The sequence below is a fragment of the Paenibacillus mucilaginosus 3016 genome (assembly GCF_000250655.1).
In the GTDB taxonomy this organism is placed as follows: Bacteria; Bacillota; Bacilli; order Paenibacillales; family NBRC-103111; genus Paenibacillus_G; species Paenibacillus_G mucilaginosus.
Map to the genome: position 1 here is coordinate 364036 of NC_016935.1, position 25919 is coordinate 389954.

Sequence of the window (25919 nt, forward strand, 5' to 3'; positions counted from 1 at the left end):
CCTGAGCAGGGGGGCCGGGATCAACAAACCAAATTGAAATACGCATACGTGAAAAAAGACGGCCATCCCGGTACCTTGGGACGGCCGTCTTTTGTGGTGCGGTCCGGCAGCGGGGCAGCCCGAGCCGGGATTACGGAGTCATCCATTCCTTCAGGGCAAGAATGGCCTTCGTCCGGTCGTTGGTGCCGATTTTGTTGTAGATCATCGACACATAGTTCTTCACGGTGCCTTCGCTCATGAACAGGAGGCCGGCGATCTGCCGGTTGTTCTTGCCTTCCATCATCAGCGAGATGATGTTCTTCTCCCGCTCCGTGAAGGAGATGCCCTCCGACTTGAGCCGCTTCGGGTCGAACTCGGCGGTGGCGGCCGCCGAGGCGGAGGACAGCCGGGCCGCCAGCTTGGAAGCGATCACAGCAGGCATCATGAGCTGGCCCTTCACGCAGTCGCGGATGGACTGGATCAGCTTGTCTCCCGGCATATCCTTGAGCAGGAAGCCCGAGGCGCCGTTCGCAAGCCCTTCCACAATATAGTCGTCTTCGGCGAAGGTGGTGAGAATGAGGATGATCGTCTCGGGAAACTGCTTTTTGATCCGCTTCGTGCTCTCAATTCCGTTCATCACCGGCATTTGAATATCCATCAGCACCAGATTCGGACGCAGCTGCTCCACAAGCTCAAGGGCCTGCTGGCCGTTCTCGGCCGTACCTACGACCTCGAGATCATCTTCGAGGGTCAGGATCGTGTGCAGCCCGTCACGCATGAGGGTCTGGTCGTCCGCCAGGACGATGGTCGTAGCGCTGTTCATGGTTTTCACTCCATTCATGCTTCCATTATAGAGCAATCTAGGGACGAAATGAATGCCCGGCCGCCCTCTCCTCCGAAAAAATATGACTGCCCCCATGATGCCGGTAACTGGTCATTGTGACCGGGCCGGTCCTATGATAAATAGCGTAAGCCGCAGCTGCTGCGGAAGCGGCCGGGCCTGGCGCTCCCTATCCTGAGCGAACGGTTCGCTGCCAGCCTTCCTCCCGCATGCCGGCCAAACTTGAAATGAAGAGGTGTCAACTCATGAAACCGATGGAACCCGGCCGACCGATCTCCGAGAAGGAAGACATCGAGCGGAACAAAACGTCCGCCGTGCTGGCCTACATTCTGTTTTTCCTGCCGCTCTTGACCGCCAAAGACTCCCGCTTCGCCATGTATCATGCGAACCAGGGACTTCTTCTGCTGCTGACCGCGATGGCATTCAATATTATTCTGGGCCTGATCCCCGTCATCGGCTGGCTGCTTATGCCCGTCACGAACCTGGCTGTTCTCGTCCTTGCCGTGCTTGGCATGGTGAAGGCCGCAAGGGGAGAGCGCCGGCCGCTGCCGGTTGTCGGCTCCTTCACGCTGATCCCTTCGCCTGAATAATTCCTTCCGGGTTTACGCTGCAAGCGAAACCATGTTCAGCCCGAACCGCCCCGCCTGACCTTACCCTGCAATAGCACGAACGCTGTGTAATTCTCGCAGAATCCCCTTCGTCTCCTGTCCCCTAACCCCCAAGTAAAGGAGAAGAACCATGTCCCCGAACTTCCCGCCTCCCGCAGGCTCCTCCGCCGTCCTGCCGCGCCCGAATCCCGGCCGCATGGTATTCACGGCCCAGTCTCCTGCCGCTGCGCCGGCCTCCGCACCTACGGCGGAGCCGCTGCTCCTGCCCGCCGGGGCTTACGGCGAGCTGCAGTCGCTGCTCGCGGCAGCGCTCGTCCGCCCGGCTGACGCCGCCGGCCGCCTGCAGCGCTGGCTCGGCGCCCTGCCGGACGGCGCCCGGCTGCCCGCGCTGTGGGCGTCCGCCATGCTGCAGCGGCTCGCCCCGTCCGCCGGCGCGCCCGGCCCCGCCCTCGCGGCCCCGCAAGCCGTGCAGGCCGGGCCAGCCCTGAGGCGGCGGCGCACGGCCGGCGGCGGCGCTGCTCGCGCGGCTCGGCCGGCCGGACGGCGGCGGGCTGCGCCGCTGCGCTCGGCCCCGGCAACCGCGGGCACAGCCGCGGCAGTGCGGAGCTGCTGCGCGCCGCCGGCCGCCCGCTACCCGGCCGGGTCGCCGTCTACGCGGCGGAGGCCGACCCGGCCGCGCTGCTCGCGGGCGAGCGCGCCCTGCAGCGGGCCGGCACCGCGTGCGGCCTGCCGGTGCGCTTCCATGCGCTCCCGCTGCACGGCTGCGCGCTGCCGGCCGCCTGGCCCGCGGAGCTGTCCGCCGGCAGCGGGACGCTGCTCGCCTATGCGGCCTGCGGCCTGCCCGGCGCGGGGCCGTCCGGCTTCACGCCGCAGGCGGAGCAGCTGGCCGCGGTAGGCGCCCTGCGCCCGCGGGCGCTCGTGCTCAGCGCACCGGACGCGGACTTCGCCGCCGGAGGGCCGCTCGGCCGCTTCGAGGCGGCTTGGCCGTACTACGAGGCGCTGTTCCGCTGGCTGGGCGACCGCCTGCTGCCGGCGGGCGTGCGCTCGGGCCTGCACGCCCGCTATGGGGCGGGGCTGGCCTCCGTTCTCGGCGAAGCGGCTTCGCCTGACGGGGCGCAGGCTTCCCGGGCGCTGTTCGTTCGCACGGCGGAGTGGATCCGCCGCCTGCAGGCCGCCGGGTACCGGCCCGCTCCGATTCCACCGGGAGCCGGCCTGGGCAGCCCAGCCGCGGACGGGCTCCGGGTAGAGCCGCACCCGTGGCATTACGGATTGTCCTATGCGGGCGTCAACCTGCAGTCGGTCCTCTGCGCCATCCCCGCTTCTTGAAGAAGCATCCCTGGGGTATAATGGAAGTGAACGGCAACCACGGCTCCGAGCCGTCCGCCGCCCGGAGGTCCTTATGCCCTTTTCCAAAGTATTCTTCGTCAATGTCTCGCTCCTCGTTACGCTCTCTTACCTCGTGAACCTGGGGTATAAATATACGGCCGACCGGTTCGGCTGGTGGACCGCCATGTCCGCAAGAGCGCGCGAAGCCCTGGTGGTGGCTCTGCTGGTGTCCGCCGGCTGGGTGACGATGCTCTTCGGTCTGCAGATCAATGAAAGCATGCTCTTCGATCTCCGTCTGGTGCCGGTGATTGTGAGCATTTTTGTGTTCAGGAGGGCTTCGCTCCCTCTATTGGTCGGCATCGGCATCGGTCTGGTCCGCCTGACCCTCGGCTGGAATTATGCGGCCTTGGCCGGCTTCTTCAATCTGTCGCTGCTTGGATTCGCCGCCACCGGCTTGTCCCTCTGGTTCCGGCAGACACAGGTGGGCTATCCGGCGAACTTCGTCATCTCGCTGCTCGCGATCAATGTGCTCAATGCAGTGAATCTGTCGCTGTTCGGTGCGATCCCCTCATGGATCTATGTGACCACGATCATGCCGTATACGCTGCCGCTCGGGACACTGCTCAGCGCCTTGTTCCTGTTCATTCTCCGGGATTTCTATCTTGACCGGAAGCGGACTGGGGAGCTCCGCGCGACGAACCGGCTGCTGATGAGGCAGAAGAAGGAGCTCGAACGGGCGAAGGCGGCGCTCGAGGAGCAGGCGCGGGAGCTGCGGATGGCCTCCCGGTACAAATCGGAGTTTCTGGCGAACATGTCGCATGAGCTGCGGACGCCGCTGAACAGCATCATCACGCTCTCGCAGCTGACCGCCGATGGGCATGAGGGGCGCTTCACGGAGGAGGAGGTGCAGTACCTCGGCATCATCCGGGCGTCCGGCGAAGAGCTGCTGCGGCAGATCAACGATATTCTCGATCTCTCAAAGATGGAAGCGGGCCATCTGGAATTTCACCACGAGGAGGTTTCCGTCCACGAGATCGCGCAGATTCTGGAGCATACCTTCTCCTGGGCCGCAGGGCAAAAGGGACTCACCTTCTCCGTCACCGCCGCCGGGGATATTCCCGAGATCATCCGGACGGACGGGGCCCGGGTGCATCAAATTCTCAAGAACCTGCTGACCAATGCCGTCAAATTCACCGAACAGGGCAGCGTGGGGCTGGATATCCGCAAGGAGCATGAAGGGCCCGGGGGAGAGGCGGGGTCCTGGGTGGCCTTTGCGGTGACCGATACGGGCATCGGGATCAGCAGGGACAAGCATGCGCTGATCTTCGAAGCGTTCCGCCAGGCGGACGGGTCGATCTCCCGGCGTTACGGCGGTACGGGTCTGGGCCTGTCCATCTCGCTGGAGCTGGCCAAGCGGCTGGGCGGGCACCTTGGCGTAGAGAGCGAGCCCGGAAAGGGCAGCCGGTTCACCTTGTATCTGCCCGTGCATCCGGAAGACGATCAGCGAAGTTCATCCTAGTAAGGTTCAAGGCGTCGGTCCGGCGCCTTTTCTTTTTCATTCGGTGAAAGGGACGCCGGAGAGGGTCCCGTATAAAAACAGGCTCCGCTGGTCAAAGTAGGAAAGGCGTATGGCCCCTGGGCTGGTGTGATTTGTAAAATAAAATTTACAAAACATTATATACTTTACAAAAGTAAGTGATTGGGATATGATGAAAAAAACAAGATTTGGGAGTGAGCCTAATGAGCCAAGTAAACCAAACCATCAGCGCGGAAGAAGCGATTCTGTCCCGCCATTCCGTACGCAAATACGAGCGTGACGTAGTCATCCCGCAAGCCGAGCTGGATGAAATCCTCTCCCTGGCGCACAGCGCACCTTCTTCGTGGAACCTGCAGCACTGGCGTTTCCTCGTGATTCAGGAGCAGGCGAACAAGGACCGTCTGCTGCCGATCGCGTTCAACCAGCAGCAGGTATCCGACGCTTCCGTCGTTGTCGTGGTGCTCGGCGACCTGGAAGCGAACCTTATCGCTCCGAAGATCTATGAATCCGCGACGCCGGAGATCCGCGACATGATGGTCGGCCAGATCAACGGCGCGTATGAGAACAATCCGGCCGTTGCCCGCGACGAGGCGATCCGCAACGCATCCCTGGCGGCTATGCAGCTGATGCTGGCGGCCCGTGCCAAAGGCTACGACACCGTACCGATGGGCGGCTACAACCCGCAGGCTCTCATCCAGGAGTTCAAGATTCCTGCGCGCTATGTACCGGTAATGCTTCTGCCGATCGGCAAAGCGGCAAGCCCTGCCCGTGCGACTGAGCGTCTGCCGCTCGACAATGTTGTCATCAACGAGAGCTTCTAAGTTTGTACGGTGGACCGCAAGGCTCACTTACCGAACCCCCGATTCCGCCCGAGGCGGACCGGGGGTTTTTGTCATGGGGCCGGGAGGGAGAGGCCGGCTGCCGGCCTCCTCATGTCTAATTTGCAGGTGAAAAGATGCATAGATCGGCCCGTAGGCGAAGGCTGACGCACTAAGGTATAATCAGGGTAACATCACCGGACGTACGGAAAGCCCAGCGCATCTGCTGTAGTAAGCGTTACCAAGAGCTTCTGGTTTTCCTCCCCGGATGCCGGGGCGCAAACGTCCGGCTCTTGAGGTGACTTCACATGAATCCGGTTACAGCACTTATCCGCTGGTCCAACAACATCAATATCCGCAACAAGCTCATTCTTGCTTTTATCCTCGTCGTCTTTATTCCCGTGATGCTTGTCGGCGGCTTTCTGACCTATGAGTTCCGCAAGACGGTGCTTGACCACGCGACGCAGCAGACCTCGAACAACGTGGATAAAATCAAGCAGCGTACGCTCGAGATCATCCGGATGCCGATCGAGGTATCGAACAAGCTGCTGGTGGATCCCCGCCTCAGCACGCTCGTCAACACGCGTTACGACTCAACCTATGAGGTGGTGGAGGCCTACCGGAACTACGCCGAATTCAAGGAATACATGAAGCTGTACAAGGAGATTGTCAACATCCGATTCTATACGACGAATCCGACGCTGATCGACAACTGGGATTTTATCCAGCCGGACACGAAGACGATGGGATCCTTCTGGTACCGCCATGCGATGAGCAACAACCGCGATACGATCTCCTGGCATTATATCGAGGACGAGACGAAGAACAGTCAGAAGTATCTCAGCCTGGTGCGGCGCGTGGTGTTCCATGACTACCGGACCTCGGGGGTGCTGGTCATCAATGTCAATGCCGATTCCCTGAATGCCATGGTACGGCAGGAGCCGTTCGATACGATGCTGCTGGATGAGCGGGGGTATGTCGTGGCCGCGAAGAACCCGGCGTGGGTCGGACGCAATGCGGCGGAGCTGCAGCTCGGACCCGATTTCCTGAACATGATGACCGGAACCTATGAAGCCGTGTTCGGAGGGAAGCCGTCGAAGGTGCTCGTCGAAGACCTGCTGCCTGAAGCGAGCGGCAACGGGCTTAAGATCGTGTCGATATTTACGATTGAGAGCATCGTCAGCGGAGCCAACCGGATTTCCCTGATGGGCCTGATTATTATCCTGACCAGCCTGTCGATCGCGATGGTGCTCATCTACTTCTCCTCGAAGCTGCTGTCGAGCCGCCTGTTCCGGCTCAAGGAGCAGCTGGTGCAGGTGTCCACGGGGAACTTGAACGTGGCCTCGACCATCGACGGGAACGACGAGATCGGAATGCTGTCGCGCCAGTTCAACTACATGGTGGAGAGCATCCGGGAGCTGATGGAAGAAGTAAGCGAGTCCAACCGCCAAAAAAGCCAGCTCGAGCTGCAGCAGCGGGACATTAAGCTGAAGATGATGGCGAGCCAGATCAATCCGCATTTTCTGTTCAACGCGCTGGAGTCGATCCGGATGAAAGCCCATATGCAGGGTCAGGCCGAGCTTGCCGCGATCGTCCGGTCCCTCGGCAAGCTGCTCCGCAAAAATCTGGAGATCGGCGGAGGGCGGATTCCGCTGACCGAGGAGCTGGAGATCGTGCGCTGCTACCTCGAGATCCAGACGTTCCGCTTCGAGGACCGGCTGACGTTCAAGCTCGAGCTCGACCCGCTGGCGCGCGATGTCCCGCTGCCCCCGCTGATGATCCAGCCGCTCGTGGAGAATGCGATCATCCACGGCCTCGAGAGCCGGGAAGAGGGTGGCGTCGTCGAGGTGCGGACGAAGCTGGAGGACGACCACCTGCGGGTCGAGGTGATCGACAACGGCCTCGGGATCCCTCCGGAGCGCATGGCGTTCATCGAACGATCGCTGGCGGACAGTGACGGCGAAGGGGAGCACCGGATCGGGCTGCGCAATGTGCACCAGCGGCTCAGCCTGACTTACGGCGAAGGGTACGGGCTGCAGATTACGAGCGGGCCGGATGCCGGCAGCCGCATCCATTTTATGATACCGATAGGGGGATAACGTGATGAAGAAAGTCGTGATTGTCGATGATGAGCTCGCGATCCGTAAAGGGCTTCGCACGCTGATCGACTGGGAGCGGTACGGATTTGAAGTGGCGGGCGACGCGGCGAACGGCAGGGAGGGGCTGCGGCTGCACGCGGAGCTGGCGCCGGACCTGATGGTGGTCGATATCAAAATGCCGGGCATGGACGGGCTGCAGCTGCTCGGCGAAATCCGGAAGACGGACCCGGTATGCCGGTTCCTGGTCCTGAGCGGCTACGCGGACTTCCAGTATGCCAAGCAGGCCATCGGGTGCGGCGTGAACGGGTACATGCTGAAGCCCGTGGATGAGGAGGAGATGCACCGGGAGCTGGAGCGGATCGCCGCCGAGATGGAGGATAAGGCGCAGACGGCCCGGCTCAGCCGCTCCAAGCGCCGCGAAGAGCTGCTGCGGGCCGTACTGCATGGCGGTGCGGCAGCGGAAGGCGTGGGACCCGAGGAGCTGGAGGAATTGACCGGAGGTCAGGGCCGTATCTGCGGCATTCTGCTCCTGGCGGTGAGCTCGAGTGCGAGTGCCGGTGCGGGAGGGGCGCCTACGGCGGCGGAAGCTTATGGGACCGCGAAGAGCTGGCTGACGGAGGCGTTCGACACGTGCGGCTGCGGCTTCGTGTTCCCGGCGGAGCCTTACATCGGCCTGCTGCTCTACGAGAACCCGGGCATGCCGAAGGTCCGGCAGCGGCTCTACGATGAGCTGAGCGAGGGACTCGGCGCGCTGGGCCTGACCTTCACGGCAGCGGCCGGTCCGGCGGCAGGCAGCCCGGAGGGCCTGGCGGCCTCCTACGCGGGGGCGTGCCGGCTGCTCGGGCAGCGCTTCCTGCTGGGCGGCGCCGAGATTCATACGCGGCTCGGCGCGGAAGTCGAGGAGCTGCTGGCTGCGGAGGCGGAGCCCGCGGAGAAGGCGGCGGCCGCTGCGGAGAAGAGCGCCGAGAAGCTCTACTTTGCCCTGGACCTCGGGGACAAGGAGGGGGTGAGGGACGCACTGGCCGAGGCCGGGCGCTGGATGCTGCGCCAGGATCCGGCGGAGCAGGCGGTGAAGACCCAATTCGCCCAGCTGATCACGGTGGTGCTCGGCAAGCTGTCCGCCGACGGGACTGCGGGGATGCCCCGCGTCCAGGAGGGCATGCCGGTCGTGACGGGGATCTACGAGCAGCCGAGCTATCAAGACCTGCTCCGCTATGTGGGCAGCGCCTTCGACAAGCTGATCGACGCGGCCGGCAGCACGAGCAGCGAGCCGGTACTGAAGCAGATGCTGCATTTTATCCAGCGGCACTACAGCGAGAACCTGAAGCTCGAGACGCTCGCGGAGCTGTTCAAATACAACAGCGGCTATCTCGGCAAGCTCTTCAAGAACTACACCGGCGACAGCTTCCACACTTATCTCGACAAGGTGCGCATCCGGCGGGCGATCGAGCTGCTCGGCGAAGGGCTCAAGGTGCACCAGGTCGCCCAGCTCGTCGGCTATGCCAATGTCGACTACTTCCACAGCAAGTTCAAGAAGTACGTCGGCATGCCGCCGTCCGCGTACAAGGAGAAGCCGCAGCGCGCCGAAGTGAAGGTTGGCGGAAACGTCTAGGACCTGTCTTTGTCCGGGAGCATCCAATATAAGTAAAAAGGGCCTACTCAATTCTTCCCCTCCATGTTATGTTACTAGGATATCTAAGGGGGAAGAGGCATGAAGAACAAGGGCGTCATCATGGTATTAGCCGCGGCCGTTGCCTGGGGATTGTCGGGCATCGGGGCGCAGCTGTTTTTCTCGCATTTCGATTCGACTCCCGGCTGGCTCGTATCCGTGCGCATGCTGTGCGCCGGAGGGCTGATGATTCTGCTGCATAGTCTGCTGCAGGGAGTGAAGAGCACCTTCTCTGTATGGTCGCATAAGAAGGACCGCCGTTCGCTGCTCGTTTTCGGGCTGGTCGGCATGCTGGGGGTGCAGTATACGTTCTTCGAAGCGATTGACAAGGGCAATGCGGCCACCGCTACCCTGCTCCAGTACCTGGGGCCGGTCTTCATCATCGCTTACGTGTCGGTTCACCGGCGCCGGATGCCCGGCGGCCGGGAGCTGTCGGCCTTCGCGCTGGCGCTGATCGGCATCTTCCTCATGACGACCGGAGGCTCTTTCGGCTCCCTGACCATGTCGGTGGAAGCTTTCGTATGGGGGATCGTGACGGCGCTCGCTGCGGCGTTCTACACGCTCTACCCCGGCCGGCTGATCGCCGCCTGGGGCTCGGTGCCTGTCGTCGGCTGGAGCATGATCATCGGGGGAACGGGACTTTCCATTCTGCATCCCCCCTGGGTATTCGACTGGAGCCAGGCTTCGCTGTACATGGGCGGTCTGCTCGCTTTCATTGTCATCATCGGAACGATTATCCCATTTTTCCTGTTCCTAGAGAGCCTTCGCTATGTGACGGCCGCCAAGGCAAGCATCCTGAGCAGCGCAGAGCCGCTGACTTCCGTGCTGGTCGGTACGCTGTTCCTTCACATCCCGATGGATGCGGTGCAGCTGCTGGGGAGCTTGTGCATTATTCTTACCGTTATCGTCCTGACCCTGCCGTCCCGCCGCAAGGAGGAGGCTGCCGAAGAGCCGGCGGTCACGGGGTAGCGGGAGATGTTTCGGGAATGCAGAGAGCCTCTGCCCAATGGGGCGGAGGCTTTTTGGCGCATGCACGAATGGGTGTCAGGTACGGGCAGCGGCCCGGGTGAGGGCCCCGCCGCCGGCTTTTCTTTTGCGCAGGGAGAAGGAGACGAAGGCGGCGAGCAGGCTGAGCAGGGCCGCCAGACTGCCGATCCAAGGGTTGTAGTGGACGGTGGACGCCCAGTTGACAGCAGCCCCGCCCGCACCGGCACCTGCCGCAAGTCCCAGGTGAATCACGGACAGATTGAGGCTGAGCACAAGATTGCTCGACTGGGGCGCCTGCTGGATGAAGTAGGTCTGAAGGGCCGGCGCACTCATAAAGAGGGAGCTGAACCAGAGCACGACGAGGAGGAGGCCGGCGGTCAGCGAGGCGGTGACCAAAGGGAGCAGCCCGAGAGTGACGGCTGCAAAGGCGATGGTGGAGACGAGCATGAACACGCTGCCCCACCGGTCAACCCCGATCCCGCCCAGCCGCGACCCGAGCATGCCCACCAGCCCAAGGGTCAGCATGACGGCCCCAAGCAGGGAAGCGTCCAGATGAAGAACTTCCTGCAGATAAGGGGTGAGATACGTCAGTAACACCGAATTGCTGCCGTTCTGCAGCAGGGAGATGAGCAGGCCGCTCAGAATGACCGGATTGCCGAGCACCGAGAACCGCTGGCGGAACGGGACGGGCGCATCGCCTTCGATCTGGGGGAGAAGCCGCAGGAGCAGCAGCGTGACGGCGAGACTGACTGCGGCCAGACCGGCGAAGATGGCCTGCCAGCTCCACCACCCGGTGATCGCGATCCCGATGGGCACGCCGAGGGCCATGGCGCTTCCGAAGCCGAGCGCGATCATGGAGATGGCGCCGCCCATCCGCTCCGGGGGCACCAGTTTGGTGACCGAGGAGACCGCGACGACCGTATAGACGCCTGCGCTCAAGCCCAGGATGATCCGGGAGACGAGCATGAGGGCATAGCCAGTGCTGGCCCAGGAGAGAAGAGAGCCGGCGATGAAAACGGCCAGTGAGCCAAGGAGCAGGGATTTGCGGCCGAGACGGGAGGTCAGGGCGATGAGAATGGGGGTTCCGAGGGCAAAAGAGAGGGAATAAGCTGTAATGAACTGGCCGGCGAGTGCGATGGAGACGCCGAGGTCTTCGGCCATGGCGTGCAGGACGCCTCCTACCACAAGTTCAGCCGTTCCCACCAGGAAGGCGCCAAGGGCAAGCATCAGAATAGGCAGTCGGTTCATAAACCATCATCCTTTCGATTTCGGACGTTCCGGCACTGCGGTCCTGCTGGAATCCGATGGATCTCGTTTGATTGACAGTATAATACAGCTGCTATATTCTGGTAAGAAGGCAAAGCTTTTGGACATTGTCCTGTTATTTTGACTAACTATACTTTAGTAAGCGGGTGATGGTATGGAGCAGTCTTGTCCTGAGGTACAGAAGCACTCGAACATCTGCGACGTCCTCCAAATTCTCGGTGCCAAATGGGCGTTCCTCGTGATTGATGAACTGCAGAAGGGACCGCAGCGGTTCAAGCAGCTGCAGCGTAGTGTCGCTGTGGTCAAAACCCAATCCCTGACCGATACGCTGCGCCATCTGGAGCAGACCGGCATCGTCCGGCGCGAGGTGTTTCCGACCGTGCCCGTCACGGTCGAGTACTCGCTGACCGAGAAGGGGCAGGATTTCCATGGGGTGCTGAAGGAGATGGACCGCTGGGCCCTGAAGTGGCGGATCCGCGATAGCCAGGCATAAAATCCAAAAAGCCGCTCCCGAAGGAGCGGCTGACATCATAGCCCGAATGCGGGTATATCAAGGAACCGGAGCTGCCGCTGAAAAGCTGAAAAGCTGAAAAGCGAAAGCCTCTCCGGTTCCTTATTTGTTTGGGTGCCGCAGGCCGGGGTACTGGATGGGCAGGAAGGCTGCCATCCTGAGTGCTGACGGCCTTAGCCCCTGACGGCCACGAGGGCCGAGCGGGGAGCGGTGCTTCCGGGCAGATGCGGCCAGGAGCTGACCTGCGGCGTTCCTTCGCCCGAGGCAGCGCCTGGATGCTGCACGGACAGGAACAGCGTCTGCTCCCCCGGCGTAAACGCCGGCGAAGCAAAGGCCGCTCCGACGGGCGCGGAGGCGAATGGTGTGACCCCGCTGCCGGCCGGTGCCTTCAGATCGAGCACATACAGACCGTTGCTGCCGTACCGGCGGAAGGCGGAGCGCAGCAGGCGGTCCGGCGCCACATCCGCGGCGATCCAGAGCCGGCCGCTGCGGTCGAAGGCGAGATGCCCGGGCGAAGTGAACCCGCTCTGCGGACCGCCGGTAGCCGTGATCTCGAACTCGAATGCGGATGCTCCCGCATCTCCCTGCTCCTCCACGATCCGCAGAATCTGGCCGTGCACGCTGGTGTCCACGAGCGATACGTACAAGCTTCCGTCCAGCGGATGGAGCGCCGCATCGCCCTGGCGGCCAAGCGGTGTCGCCCCCAGCAGGAGGGCCGCCTCGGCCGCATGAACCAGCACGTCCGCCTGCTCCCGGAACAGAGCTTGAAGCTGCTCCTGCGTATACTTGACCGCATGCGGCAGATCCAGGCCCGGGGAGCGCAGCACTTCCTTCACCGCGTCGACTGTGAGCTCGATCCACCGCCCGTTCTCCAGATCCGCCGCATACAGGGCACCGTCCGTCAGCAGATCCGAATTGGCCGTGCCGCGATTCTCATCGAACCGGCCGCGGCTTATGTACTTGAACAGCGGCGACTCGGCGGCCGTGTCGCCCATGTAGACGGCAGCGCGTCCGTCCCGAGTCAGCTTCATCGGTGCGCCGGAGTGGCGGAAGCGCCCGAGCGCGGTATGCTTGCGGAGCTTGAAGGCAGGATCTGCAGGATCGATCTCCGCCGCCCAGCCGTAATGGCTCGGGTCCAGCCCCGCATCGTGGCAGGTGCCGTCCCAGCTGCCCTCGGAGGTCAGCACCGTTCCCCACAAGGTCACGGCGCCCGTACGGTTGCCGAGCGTACCCTGCACTTGGACGGCGCCGCGCACGGCAGCCGCACCGCGGGCGGGTCCGGTCAGCTCGAACGGGTCAAGACCGGTGATGCGTCTTGCCGCAGGGGAAGCGGTGTCCATCCGCCACCGCCCGTCCGCACCGCGGTACACTTCCAGGACGGACGCTCCCTGGTTGTACAAAGAGCTGTTGATCTGCCCTGCCGTGTATACGCCTTCACTGCGGCTGCCGTGCGCCCACTGCGGGCTGGAGGTCTCGTGGTCGACGTACAGAAGACCTTTGACGCGTGACCCGTTCTCCGGCAGGAATACCGCGGAGGTGCTGTCATAGCCGAAGGTATCGCCTTTTGTATTGATGACGTCCCCGTACGCCGCAATGACGTCATACTGGAAGCCTCCGGGAAGCGTCAGCTCGTCGGTGGAGACGGGCTTGCCTGCGAGGGAACCGGAGGTTACTACCGGTGTCTCCTGGTCGAACAGAGAAGAGGCCGCCTTGGCCGTGCCGCTGCCGGTAAGAAGAGAATCGAGCCCTGAAGCTGCCGTGACAAGTGTGGCAGCCCCCGTGCCCAGGTAGGCAAGGAAATGACGTCTGGAAATGGGTTTATTGGTACTCATATGCTCTCCTTTTGTCGATTAATGGTTTATCGTGTCGTATGGTGGAAGATGAAGAAAAATATATAGTAGGATCGGCCTGCTTTCATATATAATAGATTAGCATAAATATCCAACCACAACTAGGACTCATACCATAAAATTATTCGCCCTGATTTCATGCGGCGGAGTTTGATACACGGCGGCTGCCGTATAAGGAGGGGCACTATTGAGGATGGAACCGGTTCGTCCGGAAGACGAGGCCCTGCTGTATTCGCTCTATGCCGGTTCACGGCAGGAGGAGCTGGATACCTGGGGCTGGGAACCGCAGGCAAGGGACCTGTTCCTGAGCATGCAGTACCGGCTTCAGCAGCAGTCTTACCGGTCGCAGTATCCGGAGTCGGACCATCGGATCATCGTTCATGAGGAGCAACGCGTAGGCCATGTGCGGATTGACCGGAGCGGGGACGACCTTAGGCTTGTCGATCTCTCGCTGCTGCCGGCTTGGCGAGGCAGGGGGATCGGAACGCAGCTTCTGCGGGAGCTTCAGATGGAAGCGGGAGCCGCAGGCCGGTGCATCCGTTTGAGCGTGCTGGAGGGCAGCCCAGCGGCCCGGCTGTATGAGCGGCTCGGGTTCGAGACCGTGGGGCAGCCCTCAGTCTATCACCAGATGCGGTGGAAGCCTTAACTGGGCATTCTCTCGGTTAAGCCGGCCACGATGAGCTGCAGGATGTCCATCTTCTGGAGGACCCGGTTGTAAACGCAGTCATCCGATTGCTTTTAAAGGGGATGCCCGGGGACTGGGTTGAAACCCGGAAAGAGGAATAAAAATCAAGATCAGGATGTGATTCCATGTCAGAAGCTTATATTGGCGAGATTCGAATGTTCGGCGGCAATTTTGCTCCGGTTGGCTGGGCCTTTTGTCATGGTCAGCTGCTGCCGATTTCGCAGTATGATGCCCTATTCACATTGATCGGCACTACATACGGAGGCGACGGACAGACGACGTTCGCCCTGCCGGACCTGCGAGGCAGAGCTCCGGTCCACCAGGGTCAGAATCCCATGACGCAGAGCAGCTTTGCCCTTGGGCAGACCAGCGGTGTGGAGAACGTGACGCTCAACCAGGGGAACATTCCGTCGCATACCCACCCGGTGCGGGCACAGAAGGAGCCGGGTACGACCGGCAGTCCTGCAGGCGGTCTGTGGGCGGCCTCCGCAGTCAATCCTTATGCGGTACCCGGCGGTACACCCAGCGGAACCATGCATCCGGCAGCGGTATCCCCTGCGGGCGGGAATCAGCCGCATGACAACATGATGCCGTATCTCGCGGTCAATTTTATCATATCCCTCGAGGGGATTTATCCGTCTCAGAATTAGTACATTGAAGTTTTTTGGCAAAGGAGCATGCGGTAATGAGCGAAGATTTTATAGGCGAGATCAGGGCATTCTCTTTCGGTTATGCCCCCAGAGGATGGATGCCGTGTAACGGTCAGCTGCTGGCGATTAATCTGAACCAGGCCTTGTTCTCCATCCTTGGCACCTATTACGGCGGGAACGGGCAGACCAACTTTGCGCTGCCTGATCTTCGGGGCCGGGTGCCCGTCCACGTGGGCACAGATATCACACTCGGCATGATCGCGGGTGAGGAAGCCCATACGTTGACATTGAACGAATTGCCCTCTCATACGCATCAAATCATGGCGAGTTCTTCCGAAGCTTCGACGAATCAGCCGGCAGGTGCCGTCTGGGCTAAGCAGACGGCGGCAGGCTATGATACGGCGGCTCCGAACACGGTTATGGGTTCCGCCGCACTGTCTTCCGCTGGAAGTTCGCAGCCTCACACCAATATGCAGCCCTACGGAGTAGTTCAATTTTGCATCTGCGTCGAAGGGATATATCCATCCAGAAACTAATAAATTTACCGAGAGAAAGGAGTGGATATCGTTTTGGAACCGTTTCTTGGTGAAATCCGGATGTTTGCGGGGAATTTTCCGCCGAAGAACTGGGCTTTCTGTAACGGACAGCTGATTCCCCTTACCCAGAACACCGCGCTGTTCTCTCTGCTTGGCACGATGTACGGCGGAGACGGCAAGACGACCTTCGCGCTTCCGAACCTTATGGGCCGGGCCCCTATCGGCTTCGGTCAAGGCCCGGGGTTAACGAACCGGACGCAGGGAGAGGCGGGAGGCAGCGCAGCGGTTACGCTGTTGAATTCGCAGATGCCTTATCACACGCACTTGGCGGCAGCCCATTCTTCATCCACGCAGTCCAGCCCGGAAGGAGCGGTCTGGTCGAAGACGGGGGGCCGGCAGGGGCCTGCCGCTTATGCCGCTGCCGCGCCGGACACGCCAATGAGCCCGCAGGCGCTGGGCATTGCGGGAGGCAACCAGCCGCACAACAACCGGCAGCCTTACCTTGGGGTGAATTACATCATCGCCTTGCAGGGCATATTCCCGCAGCGTAGCTAATCCGTTGAGCCAATAGTTGAGATCCCGGTGCCGGATTGAAGGGTGACCGGGAGGACCAGGGAGGTCACACATTTGAATCGGACACTTGCTCCGAATGCCGCATCGGCCGCTTCGGCGGCCTTTCGTCTGATGCGGTGGAGTTTATTTTGTTTATGGGCGGTGCTGGTTTTCCTGGTTGTGCCGGATGAAAGCGCTCAGGCCGCGACTTTTACCGTCAATCATACAGCTGATACCGTTGACGCTGCACCAGGCAACGGGGTGTGCGCCGATGCATCCGATGCGTCCGGGAAATGCACGCTCCGTGCGGCGATTATGGAGTCCAATGCTCTCCCAGGGGCGGATACCATTAACGTGGGTCCGGGCGTATATACGCTTATCTTGGGCGGAACAGGGGAAAATGGAGCAACCACAGGGGATCTGGATATTCTGGGGGATCTCGTGCTTGTAGGTGCGGGTGGCAATGCAGAGGGTGATCCTGCAGCGACGGTGATCCAGGCGGGTGAGAGCAGCAGCACGGGCATTGACCGGGTCATCGATATCAATCCCAATCTCGACCTGAACACGAACGTAACGATTCAGGCGCTGACTGTCCGTTACGGACGTGGGACGGATGAGTATGGCGCCGGGATTGCCGCCGATTCAGGCAGCGGAACGATTCGCATCTATAATTCCGTGATCACGAATAACCATAACGTGGTGGCAGGCGGGAACGGAGCCGGTTTGTATCTGTCGGGCGGCAATCCGGCGGGGAAGCTCCTCGTCGACAAGAGCAGGATCGACGGCAACACCTCATATAACCGCGGGGGCGGGATTTTTGTGGAGGGCGTAACGCCTTTCATCATGACGGACACGACCGTGGAAAACAATACGGCAACGGCCGGGAGCGGGGGCGGCCTCTTCCTTATAGGAGGCGGTCAGCGTACGATCTTTTCCAGCACCATTGCAGGGAACTCTGCAATTGGAACAGCCGGAAGCAGTCTGGACGGTCTCGGCGGAGGTGTCTATTCCATATCCAAGCTGAACCTGGATAATTCCACGGTCAGCGGCAATGCGGCCGTGAAGGGGGGGGGCGGTCTGCAGCTGGCTTACGCGGGGGAAGGCGCCTACCTTGTCCGCAATGCGACGATCTACGGAAACACGGCGGATTCGGACAATAATGCTTCCGGCAGCGGCGGGGGGATCGGGGTCCAGGCCGGCACGGCCGCTCCGCTGCTCCACAATACCATTGTGGCAGGCAACCGTCTCGGCTCCGAGGCGGCAAGCGATATATTCGGATCGGCCGCTGGGGGAAGCAGCTATAACTTAATCGGTACCGGCGGATCCGGCGGGCTCGTCACCGGGGCGGCCGGGAACCAAACCGGTGTCAGCGATCTGCGGCTCGGTGCGCTTGCCGATAACGGCGGTCCGACCAAGACCCACGCGCTGCTGGCCGGCAGCCCTGCGCTCGATGCGGGTACAGCTGCCCAGGCGCCGGGAGCGGCCGACCAGCGGGGTACGGCATTCGCCCGTACAGCCGATGCGGCCGATGCCGACACGGCGTCCGCTGTCGATATCGGGGCGTTCGAAGCACACCCGAGCGTTGAGGATCTGCAGGATGTTTCCATGGCAATGGGCGGCGCCAGGCAGATAGAATTTCACATTGGAGATGCCGATCTCGGTGTGGATACGGTCACCGCAGTCTCGAGCGATCCGCAGCTTATTCCCAATGCAGCGGAGAATCTCGCCGTCTCGGGCAGCGGAGGGGCACGGACACTCACGGTTAAGCCGGCCCCCGGACAAAGCGGGAGTGCGACGATTACCGTCACGGTCAGTCATCCGGTCGGCGGCGCCCTTCGCTCGATGACGGATACGTTCCTGGTCACGGTTGCCCCCCAGCCTGATCTGGCGATCACGAAGACGCATACGGGCAATTTCCGCAAAGGGCAACCCGGCGCGTATACAATCACGGTAACGAACGTGGGCTCGGCATCGACAAGCGGCGGGATTACGATAGAAGATTGGCTCCCGGCGGGACTAACCTTCTTGAGTGTGGAAGCTGCCGGCTGGTCCTGCGAATATGGACAAGAACCGACGAAGTGTACTTCGGGGAAAGCATTGGAACCGGGGGAAAGCTTTGACCCCATCGTGCTGACCGTGAATGTACAGGAGGATGCGGCCTCGACGGTAACGAACCGGGCTGTCGTCTCCGGTGGCGGGGATGTCAACCTGGATAATAATACGGCTTTGGATAGCACGGTCATCAAGTCATCCACGTCGGTTAGCTTGAACACCTCGAAGACACCGTCAGATTACGGCGAAAGAGTCACCTGGACGGCCAACGTTTCCGCCGATACCGGCACGCCGATCGGGACTGTCACGTTCAAGGACGGCTCCGATGTGCTTGGCGTCGCCTCTCTGAGTTCGGGCAAGGCGGTCTACAGCTCTGATTCGTTGGCGGTGGGCTCGCACAGCATTACGGCGGAGTACAACGGTTCGGCCGATTATCTGGGCAGCGTATCCCCAGTTGTGGAACAGGCGGTTCTGTCCTTAGCCACAAAGACAGTGGTTACCGCGCTGCCTACGTCTAGTGTCTTTGGCCAGCCGGTTACGTTCACGGCTGTAGTTACAGCAGCGGCTCCAGCAAGCGGAACTCCTACCGGTACGGTGACCTTCAAGGACGGGGATACCGATCTGGGTACGGCATCGCTGGACGGAGCGGGGGTGGCAACGTTGCCTGTGAACGGGCTGATAGCCGGGACGCACCGTATTACGGCGGTCTATAGCGGCTCGGCGACGTTTGCCGGCAGTGTCTCCGAAGGTCTCGACTATATGGTGGAACGGGCGACTACTACCTTGCTGAAGAGCTCGGTAACGGAATCCGTCTATGGCGAGAAGGTTACTCTGACGGCCGAGGTGAAGTCTGCAGGCGGGACGCCGACAGGAGAGGTTATCCTCCATAGTGGCTCTACAGAGCTCGGGCGCGGCGCCCTTGGGGCGGACGGTACAACCGTAATTAGCCTGATAGAGCTTGTTCCCGGGACTTATGACATCATCGCATCTTATTCGGGCGATGGTCTCCATGCGGGAAGCGTGTCTGCACCAGATCTTACCCTGACCGTAGACCGGGCCGCAACTACGACGTCCGTGTTGTCGGTGAGCGATGCGGTTTACGGAGAGAGCGTCACCTTGACAGCCGAGGTGAGGGTCATAGAACCGGGCGCCGGTAAAGTAGGCGGCACGGTCAGCTTTCTGCGGGACGGCGGGCTTCTGGGCGACGCTCCGCTGGACGCGGGGGGCACTGCTGTTCTTAAGGATATTACCCTGCCGCTGGGAACCTCGGCGATCACGGCAGTGTATGGAGATGGCAGTCCACTGTACAAGGGCAGCATCTCCTCTCCAGTGGAGGTAACGGTAAGGAGCCCGAAGCTGGAGCTCGACAGCTACAACTACACTCTTCGTCTCGGCGAGAACCATACGACGGTAGTCAGAGCCGTCTACGGAGCCGACGATCTCCGGGACGTGACCGGACAATCCTTCTTCTTCAGCTCGAACCCGTCGGTTGCTGAAGTGGATGCGGCGGGCAAGGTAACGGCGGTCGGCTTCGGTACGGCCAACATTACGGTCGTATACGGCAGTGAGCAGGCAGTGGCTCTCGTAACGGTACCGATTCCTAATGCGCTGAACTCGAATACGGCGCTGAAGTCGCTGACCCTGACGGAGGGCATGGCCGTTCTTGTGCCGGGCACCGACACCTACGAAGCGACCGTGGGCAGCGGTGTCGGCAGCATCGGTATCCAAGCGGAGACAGAGGATGCCGAGGCTCTGGTATCGATCAACGGCTCCACAGCCGTAGAGGGAACGGCATCACTGACAGCCGACCTCTCCGAGGGTCTGAATACCTTCGACATCGCTGTCACCGCGCCGGATGGGTCCAAGAAGCAGTACAGCCTGAAGATCACCCGTGAACGTTCCAGCACGGGAGGCGGCGATGGCGGATCGGATAATGGCGGTGGAGGCGATAACGATGGCGGCACGGGCAACAGCGGCAGCGGTCAGCCAGGCGAAACACCGAAGCCGGAAGAACCCGAAACGCCTGAAGTGCCGTGGCTGATTCCCGTACGGCCGGGCGGTACCGTATTCGTGCCTCTCGCGGTTACCGTGAGCCATAATGGCTCGACCACGGTAGTCAGCCTGAGCGATGGAGCCGTCAAGGATAAGCTCGACGGCAAGAAAGGACCGAAGGTGTTCCTGATCGCATTGCCGAAAGGCGCCCAGCGGTCTCAGATCGAGATCAGCAGCGGCATTATGGCTCTGATCCGATCCGGCCATCAGGCCAGCAGTGTGGGTATTGCCGCAGACGGGGCCTCGTTCGATCTGCCGGTGCGTCTCTTCACTCCGGACGCATTGGCTAAGGCGCTGGGGATCAGCGCAGCGGACGCGGAGAAAGCCCGCATCCTGATCACGGTCACCGCCAAGGCAGCGCCTGCCGGCGTGGATGCGGCATCCGCCCGCCTGTATGACTTCTCCATCGTGGTGGAAGCAGGCGGCCGGACCTATCCGTACGATCAGTACAAGGGCAGCTACCTGGCCAAAGCCTTCGGGCTCAAGCCATCGGCTGACGTAAAGAAAGCTGCCGGTATTACCATCACCGGAGAAGCTACGGCGTACCCGGTTCCTTTTGAGAAGGCTGAGGTAGAAGGCTCCCCTGTACTCGTTCTGAAGGCGGATCACAACGGAACTTTCGGCATTATTACGCAGCAGCGAAGCTTTACGGACACCGACGGAACATGGGCCCAAGATGCGATTGAGGGGCTGAGCGGCCGGCTCGTCGTGGATGGTTATCCGGACGGAAGCTTCCGGCCTGAGGTTCCGGTAAGCCGTTCCGAATTCGCAGCGATGCTGGCCCGCGCACTCGGTTGGGTGCCCGATAGCTCGGCATCCGTGCAATACACGGATGTGGATCCTGCAGCGTGGGATGCCGGCTATATTGCTTCGATGTCCGAGAGAGGGCTGATCTCCGGCTATGAAGACGGCTCCTTCCGCGGCAGCCAGCGGATTACCCGCGAAGAGGCTGCCGTACTGCTGACCCGGGCCCTCGCCTATGTGCAGACTGAGGCTCAATCGGCAGGCGCAGGCACGGGTTCAACCGCAGCCTTCGCCGACAGCGGCGAAGTAAGCAGCTACGCACGCGAAGCGATTGCCAAGGCGCAGGCCCAAGGCCTGCTCTCCGGCTACGAGGACGATACGTTCAAGCCGCAGGGCCTGACGAACCGTGCCGAGACGGTCACGCTGATCTCCAAGCTGCTTCAGCTGACCGGCTTGGCCGGAAGCTGAGGCGGGAGAGCTGTAACCGGAAGTGAGTAAGAAGAGGCTGTACCGCCCCAAGATTGGGGGGTACAGCCTCTTTCTTTTGTACCGGGAAGGGTCAGGGATCATGCTGGACTGGGTTCGGTGCCCATGGGGATGGGCAGGCCGATATTCATGCACCTTGTTTTAGATTTGTCGAACATTGGACAGTAAGTCGTATTTCATAAAAATGGTTATAATGTAAAAATATTTATTGACTGCGTAGTCAAGAACCGATACGATAATCCCATGAGCAGACCCAGAGAATTTAACATCGAGTGTGCCCTTCAGCAGTGCATGGAAGTATTCTGGACGAAGGGATTTAAGGCGACCTCCTTCGAGGATCTGACCCGTAGAACGCAGGTCAAGAAGCAGAGCTTGTACTGTGCCTTTGATGACAAGCGGGCCCTGTTCCTGAAGACGCTGGCCTTGTATCGCGAGCAGCATGCCGCGAAGATGGAACAGTTCGTCTCCCAGGAAGGGTCACCCTTGCAGAAATTGGAGAAGATTCGCGATGCTACTTTTACCCCAAGTGCTGAAGGGAGCTGCAGAGGATGTTTCATGGTGAACTCCGCCCTGGAATTCGGAATCAGCGATGAGGAAGTCACCCGTCAGGTTGAGATGATGTTCCGCGAAGTGGAACGGATGATTGAGCAGTTGATCCGAAGTGGTCAAGAACAGCAGATGATTACGAACCGGCATACCGCCGAAGCGCTTGCCGCCCATTTGACCAATTCGCTTCTCGGTGCACGGATGATGGAGAAGTCAGGTGCGTCAAGGGAGCGGATTGAAGCGGTCCTACGAACGTCTTTTGCGCTGATCCTGCCTTGAAAAAAAATGACTTGGAGGCTCTAATGATGAATACGAATGCGTCGGTACAATCTTTGTTCAGGCCTTTTGCTTTCGGGAATGTAACTTTGTCCAGCCGCATCGTGATGGCCCCGATGACCCGCCAGTACTCTCCGGACGGTGTGCCCGGCCCGAATGTCGTTGACTATTACCGCCGCAGGGCGGAGAACGAAGTGGGTCTCATCGTGACGGAGGGCACCGTAGTCCCTCACCCGGATGCATCGAATCAGGCCAACATCCCGCACTTTTTCGGTGAAGCTGCATTGAACGGATGGGCCAAGGTAGTGGCCGCGGTGCACGAAGCGGGCGGTCGGATCATTCCTCAGCTTTGGCACATGGGGGCAAAGGGGAATGTCGGTGAATATACGGAAGAGGAAGTCGCCGCCATCGTGGAGGCCTTCGCTCAGGCTGCATCCGAAGCCAAACGGATCGGTTTCGACGGGATTGAGCTCCACGGAGCACATGGCTACCTGATCGACCAATTCTTCTGGGAGCAGACGAATCCCCGGACGGACCGTTATGGCGGCGATGTGGTCAAACGCACCCGGTTTGCGGTGGAGGTCATCGAGGCCTGCCGCCGTGCCGTCGGACCCGAGTTCCCGATCGTACTCCGCATCTCGCAGTGGAAGCCGACGGACTATTCGGCGAAGCTGGCCGGCACGCCGGCGCTGCTGGAACAATTCCTGGCGCCGTTGTCCGCTGCGGGCGTCGATGTCTTCCACTGCTCAACCCGCCGTTTCTGGGAGCCCGAGTTCGAAGGCTCGGAGCTGAATCTGGCCGGATGGACCAAGAAGCTGACGGGGAAACCGACGATTACGGTTGGATCGGTCGGTCTCGACGGGGATTTTACGAATCTCTTTACCAATGGGGAAGGCGCAGGCAATGCCAAGGTCGACGGCTTGATCGAAAGGCTCGAACGCGAGGAATTCGATCTGGTTGCCGTAGGCAGAGCTCTGCTGGTGGATCCTGCCTGGGCAAGCAAGCTGCGCGACGGCCGGACCGATGAGCTGACTCCCTTTACGCCCGAGGCATTGAAGACACTGGTATAAAACCAGAATCGGCCGGAAGCTTGTTCTTCCGGCCGGTTGATAAATATAACGTTCCAAACGAAAGCAGGCTGCCCCCGGCAGCCTGTTTGTTGTTTACGTATGGCGGCCCGGGTGCCCGCTTCAAACAGATCCAAGCTCCTTATACAGCACGGCATGCTCCTTCGGGATATAGCCGGACCGCACGTAGGTCTTCAGGGCGGCTTCATTGCTCCCGCCGGTGATGACCTTGATGCTCTGAACCCCCTGCCTGCGGAGGTGCTCCTCCAGCAGGAGCAGCAGTTCACGGGCCAGTCCTTGCCCGCGGGCCGTCTCCATGACGAAGAGCTCCGTGATTTCGGCCTGCCGCTCCCGGTAACAGAAGGAAGTGAAGCTTTGGGCACAGGCAAAGCCGCTGAGCACTCCGTCAAGGATCGCCACAGCGACCAGCTCGGGGCCCAGCCGCAGGCTGCGGCTCACTTCTTCTGCCGTGATGTCCACCACTCCGTTGAACTCCCGGTTGAGCCGCACAAGGCCGTCTGCATCCTCGGGACACGCCAGCCTGACAGTTCGCTGCATTTTCGTCGCCTCCGCGTGATCAGCTTTCGAACGCTCCTGTCCTGCTCGCCGATGCGTCCCCGCTTCCCGCTTCCGGATTCCTCGCCACCACCGTCACGAAAATATCCCCGTAATACCGCTCCGTCCTCTTGATCTCCAGCCCGGCCTGCTGCAGGGTGTCCAGCGTGCTGCGGTTCAGGCAGCAGCCGTCGCACAGGCGCTTCCACGCCGGCGTGAGCCAGTCCTGCAGCCGGCCGAGCGCCGCATGTTCGAGGCGGACGTGCTCGAAGAACAGCACGGTCCCTCCGGGTTTGCAGACCCGGCGGATCTCCCGCAGCGCCCGCAGAGGATCGGGGATGGTGCAGAGCACCAGCGTGCCTACGACGGTGTCGAAGGAGGCATCGGCGAAGGGCAGATTCTGCGCATCCCCGCCGACCGGCTCAACTGGGACCGGGGCGATGAGAGCCCGCTTCATCGAAGTGCGGCGCATGACCTCGCTCGGCTCCAGTGCGACCACTTTGTCGCACCCGTGGTACAGCGGGAAGTTCAGCCCGGTCCCCGAGCCGATCTCGAGCACCGTCCCGGAGGCCTCACGCAGCAGGTTCGCCCGGATGCGGGTGAAGCCCCGCTTCTCCAGCCAGCCCATCAGGGCATCGTAATGCCTGGCAAAAAAAGTACCCATGTCTCCCCAGTCCTCTACCTGATTGTCGCGCTTTCCTGCCCAGCTCACATTTCAAAAAACGCATCCCGTTCCACCTTGCTTACCCTCAGCGCGTACCGTTCATACCAGTCCGTGCGGCCTTTCTCCTGCGCCGTTTGATGAAGGGCATGCTCCCGCCACGCGCGGATCGCTTCGAGCGAGCTCCAGTACGACACCGTGATGCCAAGTCCGCCGGCGTCACGGGCGCTCTCCACGCCGAGGAAGCCCGGCTGCTGTGAGGCCAGCTCCACCATAAGATCGGCCATACGGCCGTAGCCCTTGTCGCCTGCAGTCCGTTCCGAGGTGAAGATGACCGCATAATAAGGGGGCTGAGGGGTTTTTGCCAAATCACTCATGACTCCGATTCCTCCTGACAGGAAATTGTGGTTTTGGCTCCACTTTACCACAGGAGGCCCGGGAGTGGGGAGAGGGTTTGATGGCCGTCTCCAATTTGTGACCCTCCTCGACATCCGATTTTGACATGATATCAGGTGGAATCCGGCGTGTGTTCCGGGGGCGGCGGCTCCGGTATCATAGAATTAACGAAAGAACGAAACAAAGGAGGGAGCCTAATGGAACCGCTAACAACAAGGGGTGCTCTCCCCATGGAGAAGCCCCGCCGCTCAGGGGGGTTCTGGCAGACGATGGGCCGCCAGAAGTACCTGTATTTCATGTCCGTGCCGTTCGTGATCTGGCTGATCGTCTTCAGCTACGTGCCGATCTGGGGCTGGCTGATGGCCTTCCAGAAATTCCGGCCGGGCCGCTCGATCTTCGAGCAGAACTGGGTCGGACTCGCCAACTTCGCTGAACTCTTCGCGGACGAGCGCTTCTACCTGGTGCTCCGCAACACGCTGGCGATGAGTGTCATGGGCCTGGTGGTCGGGTTTACGGTACCGATTATTTTTGCCCTGCTCATGAATGAATTGAAAGGACAGTTCTTCAAGCGATCGGTGCAGACGATCTCTTATCTGCCCCACTTCGTGTCCTGGGTTGTCGTAGCGGGACTCGTCACCAAGATGCTGTCCACCGAGGGAGGCGCGGTCAACTCGCTGCTGCTCAGCCTCGGGGTCATTGATGCGCCGGTGCAGTTCATGGCCAAAGGGGAGTGGTTTTGGTCCATTGTAACCGCTTCCGACATGTGGAAGGAGACCGGTTGGAACTCGATCATCTACCTCGCCGCAATGGCGGGCATCGATCCCGAATTGTATGAGGCGGCAACGGTCGACGGGGCGGGGCGCTTCCGCAAAATCTGGCACATTACGCTGCCGGGGATCCGGCCGACCTTCATGGTGCTGCTCATCCTCTCCATCGGACACCTGGTCTCCATCGGGTTCGAGAAGCAGTTCCTGCTCGGCAATCCGCTGGTCATCGACTATTCGGAGGTCGTGGATCTGTACGCGCTGAACTACGGGATCGGGCTCAGCCGGTATTCGTACGGCACGGCGATCGGGATTTTCAACTCCGTGGTGAGCATCGTGCTCGTCCTGACGGCCAACGGCATCTACAAACGGTTAACGAAAGAAAGCATCATCTAGGAGGGCATGC

23 protein-coding genes are annotated in these 25919 nt (G+C 61.0%); 16 read left to right on the forward strand and 7 right to left on the reverse strand.

The genetic code is table 11. From position 1 onward, the window contains the following. Positions 1-130: 130 nt before the first annotated feature. Positions 131-802: a response regulator transcription factor gene (locus PM3016_RS01690; RefSeq protein WP_013914154.1), complete on the reverse strand. Its 672-nt coding sequence runs from the start codon at positions 800-802 to the stop codon at positions 131-133. A 263-nt stretch (positions 803-1065) separates the two neighbouring features. Between PM3016_RS01690 and PM3016_RS01695 the strand changes: the two genes are divergently transcribed. Next, complete coding sequence (locus PM3016_RS01695; RefSeq protein WP_013914155.1) at positions 1066-1410, forward strand: DUF4870 domain-containing protein; 345 nt, start codon at positions 1066-1068, stop codon at positions 1408-1410. Positions 1411-1531: 121 nt separating this feature from the next. Here PM3016_RS01695 and PM3016_RS37965 read toward each other — a convergent pair whose 3' ends face one another. Continuing rightward, positions 1532-1891, reverse strand: a complete 360-nt coding sequence (locus PM3016_RS37965) for a hypothetical protein (RefSeq protein ID WP_148279649.1) — start codon at positions 1889-1891, stop codon at positions 1532-1534. A gap of 269 nt (positions 1892-2160) precedes the next feature. Here PM3016_RS37965 and PM3016_RS37970 point away from each other — a divergent pair, with 269 nt between their 5' ends. From PM3016_RS37970 to PM3016_RS01725, 6 genes are all read left to right on the forward strand, one after another. Continuing rightward, positions 2161-2754, forward strand: a complete 594-nt coding sequence (locus PM3016_RS37970; protein ID WP_148279650.1) for a hypothetical protein — start codon at positions 2161-2163, stop codon at positions 2752-2754. 73 nt (positions 2755-2827) lie between these two features. Beyond that, positions 2828-4273: a sensor histidine kinase gene (locus tag PM3016_RS01705; RefSeq protein WP_013914158.1), complete on the forward strand. Its 1446-nt coding sequence runs from the start codon at positions 2828-2830 to the stop codon at positions 4271-4273. A gap of 221 nt (positions 4274-4494) precedes the next feature. Continuing rightward, on the forward strand, positions 4495-5112 hold the full coding sequence (locus PM3016_RS01710) for a nitroreductase family protein (RefSeq protein ID WP_013914159.1): 618 nt from the start codon (positions 4495-4497) through the stop codon (positions 5110-5112). Positions 5113-5417: 305 nt separating this feature from the next. Continuing rightward, the gene (locus PM3016_RS01715; RefSeq protein ID WP_013914160.1) at positions 5418-7208 is read left to right on the forward strand and encodes a sensor histidine kinase; all 1791 of its coding nucleotides are present in this window, start codon (positions 5418-5420) and stop codon (positions 7206-7208) included. Between the two features lie 4 nt (positions 7209-7212). Next, the gene (locus tag PM3016_RS01720; RefSeq protein ID WP_014368226.1) at positions 7213-8820 is read left to right on the forward strand and encodes a response regulator transcription factor; all 1608 of its coding nucleotides are present in this window, start codon (positions 7213-7215) and stop codon (positions 8818-8820) included. A 99-nt stretch (positions 8821-8919) separates the two neighbouring features. Further along, a complete protein-coding gene (locus tag PM3016_RS01725) occupies positions 8920-9846 on the forward strand; it encodes an EamA family transporter (protein WP_013914162.1) in 927 nt (308 codons plus the stop codon). A gap of 75 nt (positions 9847-9921) precedes the next feature. On the opposite strand, the gene PM3016_RS01730 is transcribed toward PM3016_RS01725, so the two are convergent. Continuing rightward, positions 9922-11112: an MFS transporter gene (locus PM3016_RS01730; RefSeq protein WP_013914163.1), complete on the reverse strand. Its 1191-nt coding sequence runs from the start codon at positions 11110-11112 to the stop codon at positions 9922-9924. A gap of 172 nt (positions 11113-11284) precedes the next feature. On the opposite strand from PM3016_RS01730, the gene PM3016_RS01735 reads away from it, so the two are divergent. Beyond that, positions 11285-11623: a winged helix-turn-helix transcriptional regulator gene (locus PM3016_RS01735; protein WP_013914164.1), complete on the forward strand. Its 339-nt coding sequence runs from the start codon at positions 11285-11287 to the stop codon at positions 11621-11623. Positions 11624-11814: 191 nt separating this feature from the next. On the opposite strand, the gene PM3016_RS01740 is transcribed toward PM3016_RS01735, so the two are convergent. Beyond that, positions 11815-13473, reverse strand: coding sequence for a PhoX family protein (locus tag PM3016_RS01740; RefSeq protein ID WP_014368227.1), 1659 nt, complete (start codon positions 13471-13473; stop codon positions 11815-11817). A gap of 211 nt (positions 13474-13684) precedes the next feature. On the opposite strand from PM3016_RS01740, the gene PM3016_RS01745 reads away from it, so the two are divergent. The 7 genes from PM3016_RS01745 to PM3016_RS01775 all read left to right on the forward strand — a co-directional run bounded on the left by PM3016_RS01745 (position 13685) and on the right by PM3016_RS01775 (position 23140). Next, positions 13685-14137, forward strand: a complete 453-nt coding sequence (locus tag PM3016_RS01745; RefSeq protein WP_041616459.1) for a GNAT family N-acetyltransferase — start codon at positions 13685-13687, stop codon at positions 14135-14137. A 164-nt stretch (positions 14138-14301) separates the two neighbouring features. Then, the gene (locus tag PM3016_RS01750) at positions 14302-14826 is read left to right on the forward strand and encodes a phage tail protein (RefSeq protein ID WP_013914167.1); all 525 of its coding nucleotides are present in this window, start codon (positions 14302-14304) and stop codon (positions 14824-14826) included. Positions 14827-14861: 35 nt separating this feature from the next. Then, the gene (locus tag PM3016_RS01755) at positions 14862-15362 is read left to right on the forward strand and encodes a phage tail protein (RefSeq protein WP_013914168.1); all 501 of its coding nucleotides are present in this window, start codon (positions 14862-14864) and stop codon (positions 15360-15362) included. Positions 15363-15395: 33 nt separating this feature from the next. Further along, positions 15396-15917 (forward strand): phage tail protein, encoded by a 522-nt coding sequence (locus tag PM3016_RS01760; RefSeq protein ID WP_014368228.1) that lies wholly within the window; start codon positions 15396-15398, stop codon positions 15915-15917. A gap of 72 nt (positions 15918-15989) precedes the next feature. Beyond that, positions 15990-21230, forward strand: coding sequence for an Ig-like domain repeat protein (locus tag PM3016_RS01765; RefSeq protein WP_014368229.1), 5241 nt, complete (start codon positions 15990-15992; stop codon positions 21228-21230). Positions 21231-21491: 261 nt separating this feature from the next. Further along, positions 21492-22073 carry a TetR/AcrR family transcriptional regulator gene (locus PM3016_RS01770; RefSeq protein ID WP_014368230.1) on the forward strand — a complete coding sequence of 194 codons (582 nt, stop codon included), beginning with the start codon at positions 21492-21494 and terminating at the stop codon, positions 22071-22073. 26 nt (positions 22074-22099) lie between these two features. Then, complete coding sequence (locus PM3016_RS01775) at positions 22100-23140, forward strand: NADH:flavin oxidoreductase (protein ID WP_187296716.1); 1041 nt, start codon at positions 22100-22102, stop codon at positions 23138-23140. Between the two features lie 120 nt (positions 23141-23260). Here PM3016_RS01775 and PM3016_RS01780 read toward each other — a convergent pair whose 3' ends face one another. From PM3016_RS01780 to PM3016_RS01790, 3 genes are read right to left on the reverse strand one after another with little or no spacing between them, the layout of a single operon-like run. Next, entirely contained in the window at positions 23261-23695 is a 435-nt protein-coding gene (locus tag PM3016_RS01780) for a GNAT family N-acetyltransferase (protein WP_014368231.1), read from the reverse strand. A 19-nt stretch (positions 23696-23714) separates the two neighbouring features. Then, positions 23715-24356 (reverse strand): class I SAM-dependent methyltransferase, encoded by a 642-nt coding sequence (locus PM3016_RS01785; RefSeq protein WP_014368232.1) that lies wholly within the window; start codon positions 24354-24356, stop codon positions 23715-23717. Between the two features lie 44 nt (positions 24357-24400). After that, the gene (locus PM3016_RS01790) at positions 24401-24730 is read right to left on the reverse strand and encodes an antibiotic biosynthesis monooxygenase family protein (protein WP_013914175.1); all 330 of its coding nucleotides are present in this window, start codon (positions 24728-24730) and stop codon (positions 24401-24403) included. 216 nt (positions 24731-24946) lie between these two features. Between PM3016_RS01790 and PM3016_RS01795 the strand changes: the two genes are divergently transcribed. After that, the gene (locus tag PM3016_RS01795; RefSeq protein WP_013914176.1) at positions 24947-25909 is read left to right on the forward strand and encodes an ABC transporter permease; all 963 of its coding nucleotides are present in this window, start codon (positions 24947-24949) and stop codon (positions 25907-25909) included. Positions 25910-25919: the final 10 nt, after the last annotated feature.

Excerpts from the sequence above, each read along its gene's own strand:
- PM3016_RS01690 (WP_013914154.1), bottom strand. The coding sequence starts at position 802 with ATGAACAGCGCTACGACCATCGTCCTGGCGGACGACCAGACCCTCATG.
- PM3016_RS01695 (WP_013914155.1), top strand. The coding sequence starts at position 1,066 with ATGAAACCGATGGAACCCGGCCGACCGATCTCCGAGAAGGAAGACATC.
- PM3016_RS01705 (WP_013914158.1), top strand. The coding sequence starts at position 2,828 with ATGCCCTTTTCCAAAGTATTCTTCGTCAATGTCTCGCTCCTCGTTACG.
- PM3016_RS01710 (WP_013914159.1), top strand. The coding sequence starts at position 4,495 with ATGAGCCAAGTAAACCAAACCATCAGCGCGGAAGAAGCGATTCTGTCC.
- PM3016_RS01715 (WP_013914160.1), top strand. The coding sequence starts at position 5,418 with ATGAATCCGGTTACAGCACTTATCCGCTGGTCCAACAACATCAATATC.
- PM3016_RS01720 (WP_014368226.1), top strand. The coding sequence starts at position 7,213 with ATGAAGAAAGTCGTGATTGTCGATGATGAGCTCGCGATCCGTAAAGGG.
- PM3016_RS01725 (WP_013914162.1), top strand. The coding sequence starts at position 8,920 with ATGAAGAACAAGGGCGTCATCATGGTATTAGCCGCGGCCGTTGCCTGG.
- PM3016_RS01730 (WP_013914163.1), bottom strand. The coding sequence starts at position 11,112 with ATGAACCGACTGCCTATTCTGATGCTTGCCCTTGGCGCCTTCCTGGTG.
- PM3016_RS01735 (WP_013914164.1), top strand. The coding sequence starts at position 11,285 with ATGGAGCAGTCTTGTCCTGAGGTACAGAAGCACTCGAACATCTGCGAC.
- PM3016_RS01740 (WP_014368227.1), bottom strand. The coding sequence starts at position 13,473 with ATGAGTACCAATAAACCCATTTCCAGACGTCATTTCCTTGCCTACCTG.
- PM3016_RS01745 (WP_041616459.1), top strand. The coding sequence starts at position 13,685 with ATGGAACCGGTTCGTCCGGAAGACGAGGCCCTGCTGTATTCGCTCTAT.
- PM3016_RS01750 (WP_013914167.1), top strand. The coding sequence starts at position 14,302 with ATGTCAGAAGCTTATATTGGCGAGATTCGAATGTTCGGCGGCAATTTT.
- PM3016_RS01755 (WP_013914168.1), top strand. The coding sequence starts at position 14,862 with ATGAGCGAAGATTTTATAGGCGAGATCAGGGCATTCTCTTTCGGTTAT.
- PM3016_RS01770 (WP_014368230.1), top strand. The coding sequence starts at position 21,492 with ATGAGCAGACCCAGAGAATTTAACATCGAGTGTGCCCTTCAGCAGTGC.
- PM3016_RS01775 (WP_187296716.1), top strand. The coding sequence starts at position 22,100 with ATGAATACGAATGCGTCGGTACAATCTTTGTTCAGGCCTTTTGCTTTC.
- PM3016_RS01780 (WP_014368231.1), bottom strand. The coding sequence starts at position 23,695 with ATGCAGCGAACTGTCAGGCTGGCGTGTCCCGAGGATGCAGACGGCCTT.
- PM3016_RS01785 (WP_014368232.1), bottom strand. The coding sequence starts at position 24,356 with ATGGGTACTTTTTTTGCCAGGCATTACGATGCCCTGATGGGCTGGCTG.
- PM3016_RS01790 (WP_013914175.1), bottom strand. The coding sequence starts at position 24,730 with ATGAGTGATTTGGCAAAAACCCCTCAGCCCCCTTATTATGCGGTCATC.
- PM3016_RS01795 (WP_013914176.1), top strand. The coding sequence starts at position 24,947 with ATGGAACCGCTAACAACAAGGGGTGCTCTCCCCATGGAGAAGCCCCGC.